Origin of the sequence: Luteolibacter luteus (assembly GCF_012913485.1) — a bacterium.
GTDB lineage: Bacteria > Verrucomicrobiota > Verrucomicrobiia > Verrucomicrobiales > Akkermansiaceae > Haloferula > Haloferula lutea.
In genome coordinates this window covers 3,004,886-3,017,168 of record NZ_CP051774.1, presented here as the reverse complement: position 1 = coordinate 3,017,168, position 12,283 = coordinate 3,004,886, and the positions used below count along the sequence as shown (strand labels likewise).

Genomic DNA, 12,283 nt, shown 5'->3' with positions numbered 1-12,283 from the left:
CATGAAAATCTCCAAGGTCGCTACCGCCACCGCCCGCCGCATTTTCCGGCTCTGCCAGACGGGCGGCCGTCTTGACGAGGCGAAGCTCGCATCTGCCGTGCGCCGGATTGGCCAAGAGAAGCCCCGTGGCTTCCGCGGTATCCTCTTCGCCCTGAAGCGCCTCGTTCGTCTCGAGATCGAGCGCCGCCGCGTGACCGTGGAGAGCGCCACCGAACTCGACCAAGCCTCCCGCGACCGCGTCATCGCCGGCCTCGCCGTGAAATACGGTGCCGATCTCACCTTTGATTTCCGCGTCAATCCCGAGCTCCTCGGGGGACTCAAGATCCGCGTCGGAAACGACGTCTTCGACGGCTCCGTGAAGGGCCGCCTCGACCGCCTCGCCCAAGCTTTTTGATATTTGGCCCTCCGCCGCAACCGAACACTGAACACTAGCAAACTCTCGTCATGAGCAGCATCCTCCAGGAACTCGAAAAGGAGATCGCCAACGTCACGGCCTCCGTCGAAAAGTCGAATGTCGGCGTGGTCCGCGAAGTCGGTGACGGCGTGGCCAAGGTCGAAGGTCTTTCGGACGTGATGCTGAACGAGATGATCTCGTTCCCCGGCGGTGTGACCGGCCTCGCGATGAACCTTGAAGAAGGTGAAGTGGGTGTCGTGCTCCTGGGCAGCTACGACAAGATCGTGGCAGGCATGGAGTGCTCCACGACCGGCAAGCTCCTCTCCATCCCGGTGGGTCGCAATGTGTTCGGCCGCGTGGTGGACGCCCTTGGTGCTCCGATTGACGGCAAGGGCGAAATCGCCGCCGCTGCTGCTTATCCGATGGAGAAGATCGCTCCCGGCATCATCAAGCGCAAGTCGGTGTCCGTTCCGGTGCAGACCGGCATCATGTCCATCGACGCCATGATCCCCGTCGGCCGCGGCCAGCGTGAGCTCATCATCGGTGACCGCTCCACGGGCAAGACGACCATCGCTGTCGACACCATCATTTCCCAGGCCAAGCAGAACAAGCTGGCCGAGCAGGGCAAGCTGCAGAACCACAAGCCGCTTTACTGCATCTACGTCGCCATCGGCCAGAAGCAGTCGAACGTCGCCCGTATCCAGAAGACGCTGGAAGATTCCGGCGCCATGGAATACACCACCATCGTTTCGGCCACCGCTTCGGACGCCGCAGCGATGCAGTACCTCGCTCCTTACGCCGGCTGCGCCATTGCCGAATACATGATGGACCAGGGCCAGGACTGCCTCATCGTGTTCGATGACCTTTCCAAGCACGCTGTGGCTTACCGCCAGGTGGCCCTGATCCTGAAGCGTCCTTCCGGCCGCGAAGCGTATCCGGGTGACGTGTTCTACCTCCACTCCCGCCTTCTTGAGCGTTCCGCTCGTCTGACGGACGCCGCCGGTGGTGGGTCCCTTACCGCCCTGCCGATCATCGAGACGCAGGCCGGTGACGTGTCCGCTTACATCCCGACGAACGTGATCTCGATCACGGACGGCCAGATCTACCTGGAAACCGACCTCTTCTACCAAGGCATCCGTCCCGCCATCTCGGTGGGTCTTTCGGTGTCCCGCGTGGGTTCCGCCGCCCAGACCAAGACCATCAAGTCCGTCGCCGGCACCACCAAGCTCGACCTCGCCCAGTTCCGCGAACTTCAGGCCTTCGCCCAGTTCGGTTCGGACCTCGACGCGTCCACCAAGAAGAAGCTCGAGCGCGGCCAGCGCATCGTCGAACTCTTCAAGCAGAACCAGTACTCCCCCTTCTCGATGGAGATGGAGTCTGTGTTCCTCTTCGCCATGCAGAACGGCTACTTCGATGACGTGAAGGTTTCCGACATCAAGCGCTGCCAAAACGCGATGGGTGAATACTTCGAGACCCGCAAGACCGAGCTCCTCGACAAGATCCGCAACGAAAAGCCGGATCTCAAGAAGGACGCCGCCGCGGTTGACGCCGTCAAGCAGGCGCTCAACGACTTCAAGGCTTCCTGGAAGTAATTCCGCCCGCTTCTTCCTGCTCCACGCTCCCTGCTCCTAGCTTTCTTCTGATATGGCCAACCTTCGCGACATCCGCCGGCGCATCAAGTCGGTCAAGAACACCGCCCAGATCACGCGGGCGATGCAGCTTGTCGCTGCCGCCAAGATGAAGAAGGCGCAGGACCAGGCGCTGGCCGGCCGTGACTACGCGGACCTGCTCAACCAGGTCCTCGTGAACCTCAAGGAGAACGTTGGCGAGGAAGCGCATCCCCTGCTCCAGACCCGCGAAGGCGGCAAGGAGCTGGTGCTCGTGATCTCCACCGACAAGGGCCTCTGCGGCGCGCTCAACACGAACCTCGGCAAGAAGGTCCGTGCGGACGTCTCCCCGGATGCGGACATTGTCACCGTCGGTCGCAAGCTTCGCAACCAGCTTGGAAAAGCCGGTCGCAACATGCTGGCCGACTTCGAAGTGCGGGACCCCGTTCCGTTCTCGGAAGCTCGTCCGATCGCGAAGTTCCTCACCAAGGCCTTCCTTGAAGGCGGCTACAGCAAGGTGAGCGTCGCCTTCGCGAACTACATCAACGTCATGCGCCAGGAGCCGACGGTCGTGCAGCTGCTGCCGATCTCCACCGCTTCGCTTGGCGAAAAGCAGGACTACGAAGGCATGGGCAAGGACGTGAAGGTCGGAGAGACCGATCACGCCGCCGCTCTCTCGAAGGACTACCTCTTCGAGCCTTCCGGCAAGGACGTCCTCGACACTCTGCTTCCGCTCTACATCAACTTCCAGGTCTATCAGATGCTGGTCGAGAGCCGTGCTTCCGAGCACTCCGCGCGAATGGTCGCCATGAAGGGCGCCACCGACAACGCGAAGAAGTTCATCAAGGAACTCACGCTCGAATACAACAAGCTGCGCCAGGCAGCCATCACCGCGGAACTTCTCGAAATCACCACGGCCATGAAGGCCATGGAGTGATCTCCGCGTCGCCCTTCCACCTCCCTCTCACGATGAAGCCTATCCTCGCAATCCTGCCTGTCGCCGCCGCGCTCCTCTGCGCGAGCTGCGGCGTGAGCACGGACTACGTCGAGGCATCGGCACCCACCGCTCCCTATCAGGTGGCGGTGGTAAAAGGCTTCACTTACAAGGAAGAAGAGCCGAATTCCGCGGATGAGGCCCTGTCGAAGGAGTTCGCTTCCGTGCTCTCGGAGGAACTCAGGAACGGCAAGAAGTTCGCCCAAGTGACCTCCGGCTCTTATTCCGGCCGCGCCGTCCGCATTGAGGGCGATGTCACCTACCTTGAGCAGGGCAACAGTGCCTTGCGCATCGGTGTCGGCTTCGGAACCGGCAAGTCTCACTTTTCCTGCACCGCCCGCTTTGTGGACAACACCACCGGCAAGCTGCTCGGGACCCTCGAGGTCGAGCGCAGCAGCAAGCAAGGCATGATGGGCATCGCCGATAATTTTCCCGTGATTCGTCGCTCCGCTGCCTTTGACGTGGCGGAGAAAGCTGCCGACTTCGCCGTCGCCCATTGATTTCGACCTGAAAACTGAACACTGAATTGAGCACCGCTGCCATGAGCAACCAAGGAACCATCGTCCAGGTCATCGGCGCCGTCGTTGACGCCGACTTCTCGAAAGCCTCCGCGCTTCCGGGGATCTACAACGCCCTCGAAGTCACCTACAACCTGAACGGTGTCGACACGAAGCTCGTGCTCGAAGTTCAGCAGCACCTTGGCGACGGCTGGATCCGCGCGGTGGCTATGTCCGCCTCCGATGGTCTCAAGCGCGGCATGCTTCTCAACGACACCGGCAAGCCGATCGCCGTGCCGGTGGGCAATCAGGTTCTTGGCCGTATCTTCAACGTGACCGGCGACCTTGTGGACGAAAACGTTCCGCTCGCGAATCCGGAGCATCGCTCCCCGATTCACCGTGCCGCTCCGCTTCTCGTCGATCAGTCCGCCACGACTGAAATCCTTCCGACCGGTATCAAGGTCATCGACCTTATCTGCCCCCTTCTGAAGGGTGGTAAGGGTGGCATGTTCGGTGGTGCAGGCGTGGGCAAGACCGTGGTGATCATGGAGCTCATCAACAACATCGCCAAGGCGCACGGTGGTTTCTCCGTGTTCGCTGGCGTGGGTGAGCGCACCCGTGAAGGTAACGACCTTTACTGGGAAATGATCGAGTCCGGCGTTATCGCCACCGAAAAGGACGCCAAGGGCCACGTCGCTCTCGACGAGAAGGGCAACCCGATCCTCTCCAAGGAGGGCTCCAAGGTGGCTCTTTGCTACGGCCAGATGAACGAGCCGCCAGGCGCCCGCCTCCGCGTCGCCCTTTCCGCTCTCACCATGGCGGAACACTTCCGCGATGAGGCGAACCAGGACGTGCTCCTCTTCGTCGACAACATCTTCCGCTTCTCCCAAGCAGGTTCCGAGGTGTCCGCTCTTCTGGGCCGCACCCCGTCCGCCGTGGGTTACCAGCCGACCCTCTCCGAGGAAATGGCCGGTCTCCAGGAGCGCATCACCTCCACCAACAAGGGTTCGATCACTTCCATCCAGGCCGTTTACGTGCCTGCGGACGACCTTACCGACCCGGCTCCTGCCAACACCTTCGCTCACCTTGACGCGACCGTGGTGCTTGAGCGTGGCCTCGCAGAGCAAGCGCTCTTCCCGGCCGTGGACCCGCTCGCTTCCACTTCCAAGGCCCTCGCCCCGGAAGTCGTCGGCGAGGAACACTACCGCGTCGCCCGTGGCGTCCAGCTGGTCCTCCAGCGCTACAAGGACCTCCAGGACATCATCGCGATTCTCGGCATGGACGAGCTTTCCGATGAGGACAAGCTCACCGTGTTCCGCGCTCGTAAGATCCAGCGCTTCCTCACCCAGCCGTTCCACGTGGCGGAAATCTTCACCAACGTGCCCGGCGCCCTCTGCTCGATCGAAGACACCGTGAAGGGCTTCGCCGAGATCCTCGACGGCAAGTGGGACGATGTGCCGGAAGGTAACTTCTACATGAAGGCCGGCATCGACAGCGTCTCCCGCGACTAATCCTTCGAAGAAGCCGGAGGCTGGAAGCCAGGGACAAGGTCCCGAACTTCATGCCTCCGGTCTCCGGACTCTGGTCTCTCAAATCTCATGGCTCTCCACCTCGAAATCGTCACCCCTGAAAAGAAGGTCTTCTCCGACACCGTCGGCAACGTCTACCTGCCCGGGGCTGATGGCGAGCTTGGCATCCTCGATGGCCACGCCGCTCTGGTGACCGCCCTGCAGCCGGGTGAACTCCGCTACGAAAAGAGCGGGCAGACCATCACCTTGGCGATCGGCGGCGGCTTCGCCGAAGTTACCCAGCACAACGTCAAGGTCCTTACCGACATGGCGATGGGCGAGGAGCAGATCGACGAGTCGAAGGCCGAAGAGGCCATCCGCCGTGCGGAAGAGCAGCTCGCGAAGTTCGGCCACGATCACGATGCCGAAGAGGTGGCTCACCTCCAGGCCGTCATCGCCAAGTCGATGGTGCAGCTCAGGCTCAAGCGCCGCCCGCGCTAAGCGCCTCCAAGCTCCATAGCATTTCCAGAAGCCCGCCCGGTTCGCCGCGGCGGGCTTTTGTTTTCATCTCCGGGCCTCCTGCTTACAATCCCCACCATGCGCTTGCCTCCGCGTGTCTGGAAGATCCTCCGTTCTCGCCGGACGAAGATCGCCCTCGCGTGCTCGCCGTTTGCCCTACTTGCGCTAGCCCTGCTTGCCTATCCGATCACGGCATGGCTCGGTCGTCGCTCCGTAGACCGCTTCCTCGAATCGATACAGGAGAAGGGCTACGTCACGAACGCCGACATCCACTTCTCGTCCTCTGGATCCCCCGCGGAGAATTTCTTCCTTCATCCCGCCATGCTTGCGGAGGAATCTGGCAGCCTTGTGCAGGCTCTCCAGTCTCTCGAGCCGCGGCCTCGCGGCCTATCCCGGCGTCCGGATAAAGGGGAGTCCGCCCTCGCCCGCAAAGCGGATATCCGCACATGGCTAAAGCCGTCTCCCTCCGATGAATCGGAAGCCGCAAGCCGTCTGCTTACCGCTATCAAGCCCTCCAGACAGCGCTTGGACGAGCTGCGCGACGCCCTGAAACTTCCCCACGCCGCTTGGCCCATTGAGGGTCCTTTGGGTAACGGCGCCGAAGCGATTCAGATTATCGTCCGGTCACAATACCGTCTCCGTCCGGTCGCTGAGTTCGCCGCAGACGAAGCCTATCTCCACCTCGCCCTTGGTAACAGCGACAGGGCCGCTGCCAATGTCGAAGCGATGCTGGATTGCCACAGGCTCTATCTCTCATCCAAGCCGACTTTGGTAGCTCTCATCCTCTCCGAGGTCCTCTCAGGCAAAATCAGTGACATGATATGGGAAGGCATCGTCCGCTCATCTTGGACCGATGCCCAACTCGCGTCGTTCGACTCGGTTTTGGGTCGTATAAATCATCAGGCCGCGGCGATCTCCGCTTTTCGCGGAGAAGCAGCCCTACTCGAGATCTGGGCGGAGAATGTCCGTGCCTTGGAGCGGCACCATCAGGGGGTCAACTTCACTGAAGGCTGGGAAGCCGATCAAAAAATCATCCGTGGCCGGCTTCTCGGCATCTAGTGCGAGTTACGCCCGCTTGGATTGACCATGTCCAATATGGTGGAGAGCCAGCGTAACCTCTTTAACGAAGTGACTTTGCCGGATGGCAACGCACGTACCCGCTTCGAGCCTGAGGACCTTGCCCGCTTTGCCAAGGCCAAGGCCTCCTATGAAGAGATGATCGTTGCGAGCAAAGGCGGCAGCTACCGCGCTCTCGATGTGAATGCCAAAGGCTGGAGCGTCCTGACTTCCATGGTCACCGCTGTTCTTCGTGCTGAAGCCCGCATTGCCCTTGTCCGCACCGGTATCGCCTTGGAGCGCTATCGCCTGAAGCATGGCAGTCACCCGGCTACTTTGGGCGACCTGGTTCCGGACTATCTTTCCGCCATCCCTTTGGATCCCTTCTCACGCGAGGCGCTTCACTATCGCCTCCTGCCGAATGGTTCGCCCCACCTTTGGTCGATTGGGCCGGATCTTCGCGATGAAGGCGGCCTGCCCCACCGGGATCGAACCAAGGGAGACATGGTCTGGATCACTTCTCCCCTGCCCGGTTTCACCGTGAAGGACTACAAAAGATAAGCCCCCTCCCTTGCGGGGAGGAGGCATGAATCACCACCGGCATTTACCCGGGGGTAAAGCGTGTTTGTAAATAGGGGGAGAACAAAGGGGGTGAGACCCTGGGATCTTATTTATCGGGAAATCCCAAGCAAGTTTGGAGCAGTCCCCTGCCCCGCATTTACCCTCGCCTCCGCAAAACAAACGATCCCGGCACTAGCGGCCGATTTCCCACGCAGTCACCCATCCGGTCTCCTGCTTGGTCCATCCTCCGGCGATCAAGCGCTTCTCCATGTCCGGGAAGTGCGCGGCTCCGTAGAAGATGCACAGGTTCTTCTTTCCCGCGGCTACTTCCCGGTCGAGCACCTCCAGACATTTCGCGTTGCGATCGCCGATGATCACGTTCTCTCCCGCCAATCCTGAAACTTGATCATCCCCGGCCCCCAGCGTGTGCACCAGCTCGCGCTTCAGGCCGTTCTTGTTGCCCTTGATGATCGAGCTGAGCATCCGGAGAGAGCTTGGCTCTTTCACCGGCTTCTTCTTTGCCGCTTGGATACCGGTCTTCACCATGAAGCTCAGCAGGTTCTCCTTCCGCTGCGCTTGCAGCGCGGCGAACTCTTCCAAAGTCACATCGGCGTGGACGAAGTTGTCCTTCAGGTAGTTGATCTCCAGCATCTGGTAGCTGAGATCGAGCCACTTTGCTCCGGAGAGATAGGCACCATGGAGTCCGTCCAGATTCGCCTTTGGCTTGTTGTCTTCTGCGTCCTCACCTGCCGCGTGAGCCTCGGTATCCGCCAAGCGCTCATCGAGGGCCTTCTCGCCGTTCTCCGGCTCCTCCATGGCGGTTGGAGCAGCTTGGTCCTCCGCAGCGGCTGCATCCGCCTTTTCCTCTTCCTCCGCGGCCGGTTCAGCCGGGCGACCCCCGCCGATGCCCTCGTAGAGTACCGCCTCATATCCTTCGAAGCGCTTGTTCAGCGCTTGGTAGTACTTCTTGTCCGCGATGTGCACCGCCCCCACCAGCTCTACACTTGCATCACCTTTCGTGAATTTCACCACTGCGGTCTGGAGCTCGGTGGCGGCTTCCTTCTCCTCCACCCGGATGAATTGCGGGGCTTCCTCGGCAGCCGCCACCGCGGCAGGAGCCTTGGCTTCCGGCTGCGGTTCCGCGCGCAGGGCGCTCAGCAGGCAGGTGGCTAGGAAAAAGAAGCGCTTCTTCATGGGCGTGGGAACTTACGCCGGAAAGCGCCGCCGGGAAGCGGCATCGTCCGGTAAAAACGGCTCGTCTTTCAAATCGCCATCCGTCAGGGAAGAACCACGCGCCAGAATCTCTTCTTTTCGCCGCCATACCACGGCACCGGCACGCTTGTCGTGGCACCGTTCGCAATCACGGCGATCCCATAGGGCTTCCAATTCGTCAGATCCGTGGACGTTTCGATCCGGTAGCTGGAGCTCGCCACGGAAGCCCAAGTCAGCGGTGCGAAGCCCGCACCATCCTCGCCCGCTACCGCCAGTCCTACCAAGACTCCGGTGCCAACACCGATCGCGCCGGCAGATACGGCGTCTCCGGTTCTCAGGTCGATCCGGTAGAGCGAGTTTGTACCTCCCACTGTCAGCGATGCCCAGCCATGACCGTTCGAGGGCAGATTATCACCCGCGGTTGTTCCGCCCTCGGCTGTGATGTCGAAGCCTGATACCGCCGTGAAATCGAGTGTCGCCCCATTCCGCCTCACCAGCTTGCCCGAAGTCTGGGTTCCCAAGTTCGGCGGCACTTGCAGGTAAAGCGAGTTCGTTGCCGGGTCCAAGGTGTACAGGCTCGTCGGCTGGGTGCTTGGAAACGAGCCGTATGAATTTGCGTAGGCGCAGCCAGTCACCCCGCTTGCCGCTCCATTGATCGCCCCATCCGGATTCGTGCCAGCCGGCGGAGAGGCCAGGCCCAGATTACCGTCAACGGGCGCTCCCGTATTCGGATTCACGCGGAAGTTGATCCCGGGGCCGCCCGCACCGCCGCTGGTCACCCGCAGCCGGTCCAACTGCGGATTAAAGTCGAAGCCGTAGCCGTCGGAAGCAGGCGGAAGCGGAATTGTCGTCGCGGCTTCGTTCGTGAAGGCGATTTGGCCGGGGGTTCCAATCGCCGTCAGTCCTCCGGTTTGCGGATCGACCAAGTACAAAGTCCCGTCGTTGTTGGCCGAATCGATCCCCAGCCCGTACAACTGGCCGGTCGCCGGGCGGTAGTCGATTCCTACGAGGGTTTCACCTGAGGACGGGCTGCCCGTCGCAAGCGTGGTCAAAGTGCCCGGTGCGTCGGTGCGGAACCTTACGAGGAATCCCCCCGCATCCAACGCGATGGCCGCAGGCATTTGGGTGCGCACCGCCAGGCTCACGATGTTCACTCCTGCTGGCACGGTCAAAAGCGTTGCCTCACCGTCGCTCAGGTTGATGCGGTAGAGCCGCCGCGTGCCGGATTCCAAGACGGCATACGCCGCGCCGCTCGCTGCGGTATTCATGCTCGGCGCATTCACTCCCACGGGGATGTCGAAGCCATGGGTGGTGGAGAAATCATGTAGAATGCCCCCCACCTTTATTTTCACCTCCGTCGTCTGGGTGCCGTTGTTAGGCGGATTCTGGATATGAAGCGAGTTTGTGACCGAATCGAGCGTGTAGAGCGTCGTGATGACCGTGTTTGGCACGTTGTTCGTGTAGGCCGCACCATCCACCGAAGTGGTCAGGCCGTTGATGGACCCGTCAGGCGTGATGCCGTTGCTCGCATTGGCGTCGCTGTCGATGCAGTCACCCGTGTTCGGATTCATGCGGAAGTTCAGCCCGGAGCTGGCCACCACCCGCAGCCGATCCGCTTGCGGATTGAGGTCGATGTCGAAGCGCAGCGAATCGAGCTGGATCGTCGAGCCGCCCGGCGTTGCCAGAATCGCGGGGCTGCCCAGCGGAGAAGCAAAGCCCGTCGTCGAGGACACATGATAAAGCCGCACGGTGTCGCTGGCGGTATTCACGCCGAGCGCATAGAGCCCTTGATTCTGGGGGCGCATGTCGATTGCCAGCAGCGAGTCACCCGCCGTCACGCCCGTGACCGGCATGGGTGGGGAAATGAGTGTCGGGGCGTTGTCGCTCAACATCAGCAATTTCGAATCATCCGTCAGCAGCACCAGGCCGGTGCCCGGTTTGCCCAAGCTGGAGGGGACGGCAGCGCCGAGAGGCAGGATCGCAAGAAAAGAGACGAGCAGGGAGGAAGCTCTCATGAGCGTTTGATAGCCATTTCCCGTTTATAATCAAGGGTCCTTCGGTGTCCTTTTGGCCTCGGGCCGTCCTTGTGCACGGTCCCCCTCCCGCAGCCGTTGCCGAGCTTGCGAACATCGTGTATCTCCCGATGGATGAGCGACCACGCGCTGCTGCGATACTGCCCCGACCTTCTGGCCTACTCCCGCCGCCTGACCCGTGAGGTCATGGTGGGAAATGTCGGCATTGGAGGCGGAAATCCGATCCGCGTGCAGTCGATGATCACCTCCGACACCCGGGATACCCCCGCCTGTGTTGCGGAGGTTCTCCAGCTTGCGGAAGCCGGCTGCGAGATTGTCCGCATCACCGCCCAGACAAAGATCTACGCCGCGAACCTGGAAAACATCGCCCGCGAAGTTCGCGCCGCGGGCTGCCAGGTCCCCTTGGTCGCCGATATCCATTTCAAGCCCGATGCCGCGCTGGAGGCCGCCAAATGGGTCGAGAAGGTCCGCGTGAATCCCGGAAACTATGCGGACAAGAAGAAGTTCGAGGTCCGCGAGTACAGCGATGACCAGTATGCCGAAGAACTGGAGCGCATCCGGGAGGAATTCGCACCCCTGGTAGATCTCTGCAAGTCGCTTGGCCGCGCCATGCGGATTGGCACCAACCACGGCTCGCTTTCGGACCGCATCATGAACCGCTATGGCGATTCGCCGCTGGGCATGGTGGAGAGCGCCTTGGAATTCGCCCGCATTGCGCGGGAAATGGATTACCACAATTTCGTGTTCTCGATGAAGGCTTCGAACCCGAAGGTCATGATCGAGGCCTATCGCCTGCTCGTTGCGCGTCTCGAGCAGGAAGGTTCCGATTGGAACTACCCGATCCACCTCGGCGTGACCGAAGCCGGCGATGGCGAGGATGGCCGGATCAAGAGTGCCATCGGCATCGGCTCGCTGCTCGCCGACGGCATCGGCGATACGATCCGCGTTTCCCTGACGGAGGATCCTGTTTTCGAAGTTCCGGTTGCCCAGGCGCTTGCCGCTCCCTTCCAGACGAAGCCTTCCGTGGTGGAACCGCACGACCTCGTGCCTTCCTACGATCCTTTCTCCTACGAACGCCGTAAGACGAATGTGATGGAAATCATGGGCCACGAGCTCGGCGGCGATAAAACCGTCCGCGTTTTCACCACCCAGGAAAAATGGAACGCCGTCGCGCACAAGATCGCGAAGATGGGCGATTTCAAGCCGGAGATCATCCTTGAGAAGTCCGGTGTTGTCGCCATCGATCCCCGCGACGAAGCCGCTCTTTCCGCGCTGAATCACGGCGCGGAGACGCAGCTCGTGACTGTCGCCGATGGCATCGGCCTCGACGTCATTTCCGCCTTCCGCATGTTGGCCTTCCGCCTGGATGCACGGCATCCGATTCTCCTGAAGGACACGCTTCAGCCTGCCACGGAGAGCGGTGACTTTGTGGAAACGCTGCTCGTCGCGGCCCGCCACATCGGCTCCCTGCTCTGTGATGGCATCGGGGACGCGGTGATCGTCAATGGCGAGCCCGCTCCCGGCCAATCCCTGCGCCTTTCCTACAATATCCTCCAGGCCGCGGGCACCCGCATCTTCAAGACCGACTACGTTGCCTGCCCGAGCTGCGGCCGCACGCTCTTCAATCTCCAGAGCACCACACAGAAGATCCGCGCTTCGACAGGTCACCTCAAGGGCGTGCGCATCGCCGTCATGGGCTGCATCGTGAATGGCCCGGGCGAAATGGCGGACGCCGACTTCGGCTACGTCGGCGGCGCTCCGGGAAAGATCAATCTCTATGTCGGCAAGCAGGCGGTGAAGTTTAACATCCCCGAGGACGAAGCGGTGGAACGCCTCATCGATCTGATCCGCGAACACGGCAAGTGGATCGACGCACCCGCGGGAGAACCCGTGGAAGTTTGA

Annotated in this window: 11 protein-coding genes; 9 read left to right on the top strand and 2 right to left on the bottom strand. The window is 61.4% G+C overall.

Features of this window, described 5'->3' with window-relative positions; genetic code table 11:
• The first annotated feature begins 1 nt into the window (after position 1).
• From HHL09_RS12605 to HHL09_RS12570, 8 genes are all read left to right on the top strand, one after another.
• Positions 2–394 carry a F0F1 ATP synthase subunit delta gene (locus HHL09_RS12605; RefSeq protein ID WP_169454990.1) on the top strand — a complete coding sequence of 131 codons (393 nt, stop codon included), beginning with the start codon at positions 2–4 and terminating at the stop codon, positions 392–394.
• A gap of 50 nt (positions 395–444) precedes the next feature.
• Entirely contained in the window at positions 445–1,986 is a 1,542-nt protein-coding gene (gene atpA, locus HHL09_RS12600) for a F0F1 ATP synthase subunit alpha (protein ID WP_169454989.1), read from the top strand.
• Positions 1,987–2,038: 52 nt separating this feature from the next.
• Positions 2,039–2,938 (top strand): ATP synthase F1 subunit gamma, encoded by a 900-nt coding sequence (gene atpG / locus HHL09_RS12595; protein WP_169454988.1) that lies wholly within the window; start codon positions 2,039–2,041, stop codon positions 2,936–2,938.
• Positions 2,939–2,970: 32 nt separating this feature from the next.
• Positions 2,971–3,495, top strand: coding sequence for a DUF4410 domain-containing protein (locus HHL09_RS12590; RefSeq protein WP_169454987.1), 525 nt, complete (start codon positions 2,971–2,973; stop codon positions 3,493–3,495).
• 41 nt (positions 3,496–3,536) lie between these two features.
• Complete coding sequence (gene atpD / locus HHL09_RS12585) at positions 3,537–5,003, top strand: F0F1 ATP synthase subunit beta (RefSeq protein ID WP_169454986.1); 1,467 nt, start codon at positions 3,537–3,539, stop codon at positions 5,001–5,003.
• Between the two features lie 87 nt (positions 5,004–5,090).
• Complete coding sequence (gene atpC / locus HHL09_RS12580; RefSeq protein ID WP_169454985.1) at positions 5,091–5,501, top strand: ATP synthase F1 subunit epsilon; 411 nt, start codon at positions 5,091–5,093, stop codon at positions 5,499–5,501.
• A 96-nt stretch (positions 5,502–5,597) separates the two neighbouring features.
• Positions 5,598–6,578 carry a hypothetical protein gene (locus tag HHL09_RS12575; RefSeq protein ID WP_169454984.1) on the top strand — a complete coding sequence of 327 codons (981 nt, stop codon included), beginning with the start codon at positions 5,598–5,600 and terminating at the stop codon, positions 6,576–6,578.
• Positions 6,579–6,605: 27 nt separating this feature from the next.
• Positions 6,606–7,136 (top strand): hypothetical protein, encoded by a 531-nt coding sequence (locus HHL09_RS12570; protein ID WP_169454983.1) that lies wholly within the window; start codon positions 6,606–6,608, stop codon positions 7,134–7,136.
• Positions 7,137–7,328: 192 nt separating this feature from the next.
• Here HHL09_RS12570 and HHL09_RS12565 read toward each other — a convergent pair whose 3' ends face one another.
• Both HHL09_RS12565 and HHL09_RS12560 read right to left on the bottom strand, forming a co-directional pair.
• Positions 7,329–8,330: a hypothetical protein gene (locus HHL09_RS12565; RefSeq protein WP_169454982.1), complete on the bottom strand. Its 1,002-nt coding sequence runs from the start codon at positions 8,328–8,330 to the stop codon at positions 7,329–7,331.
• Between the two features lie 83 nt (positions 8,331–8,413).
• Positions 8,414–10,363: a DUF4394 domain-containing protein gene (locus tag HHL09_RS12560; protein ID WP_169454981.1), complete on the bottom strand. Its 1,950-nt coding sequence runs from the start codon at positions 10,361–10,363 to the stop codon at positions 8,414–8,416.
• A 132-nt stretch (positions 10,364–10,495) separates the two neighbouring features.
• Between HHL09_RS12560 and ispG the strand changes: the two genes are divergently transcribed.
• Entirely contained in the window at positions 10,496–12,283 is a 1,788-nt protein-coding gene (ispG, locus tag HHL09_RS12555; RefSeq protein WP_169454980.1) for a (E)-4-hydroxy-3-methylbut-2-enyl-diphosphate synthase, read from the top strand.

What these genes read in the sequence shown, in the direction of transcription:
- HHL09_RS12605 (WP_169454990.1), top strand. Translation starts at nt 2, where the DNA reads ATGAAAATCTCCAAGGTCGCTACCGCCACCGCCCGCCGCATTTTCCGG.
- HHL09_RS12575 (WP_169454984.1), top strand. Translation starts at nt 5,598, where the DNA reads ATGCGCTTGCCTCCGCGTGTCTGGAAGATCCTCCGTTCTCGCCGGACG.
- ispG (WP_169454980.1), top strand. Translation starts at nt 10,496, where the DNA reads ATGAGCGACCACGCGCTGCTGCGATACTGCCCCGACCTTCTGGCCTAC.
- atpC (WP_169454985.1), top strand. Translation starts at nt 5,091, where the DNA reads ATGGCTCTCCACCTCGAAATCGTCACCCCTGAAAAGAAGGTCTTCTCC.
- atpA (WP_169454989.1), top strand. Translation starts at nt 445, where the DNA reads ATGAGCAGCATCCTCCAGGAACTCGAAAAGGAGATCGCCAACGTCACG.
- HHL09_RS12565 (WP_169454982.1), bottom strand. Translation starts at nt 8,330, where the DNA reads ATGAAGAAGCGCTTCTTTTTCCTAGCCACCTGCCTGCTGAGCGCCCTG.
- HHL09_RS12560 (WP_169454981.1), bottom strand. Translation starts at nt 10,363, where the DNA reads ATGAGAGCTTCCTCCCTGCTCGTCTCTTTTCTTGCGATCCTGCCTCTC.
- atpG (WP_169454988.1), top strand. Translation starts at nt 2,039, where the DNA reads ATGGCCAACCTTCGCGACATCCGCCGGCGCATCAAGTCGGTCAAGAAC.
- HHL09_RS12590 (WP_169454987.1), top strand. Translation starts at nt 2,971, where the DNA reads ATGAAGCCTATCCTCGCAATCCTGCCTGTCGCCGCCGCGCTCCTCTGC.
- HHL09_RS12570 (WP_169454983.1), top strand. Translation starts at nt 6,606, where the DNA reads ATGTCCAATATGGTGGAGAGCCAGCGTAACCTCTTTAACGAAGTGACT.
- atpD (WP_169454986.1), top strand. Translation starts at nt 3,537, where the DNA reads ATGAGCAACCAAGGAACCATCGTCCAGGTCATCGGCGCCGTCGTTGAC.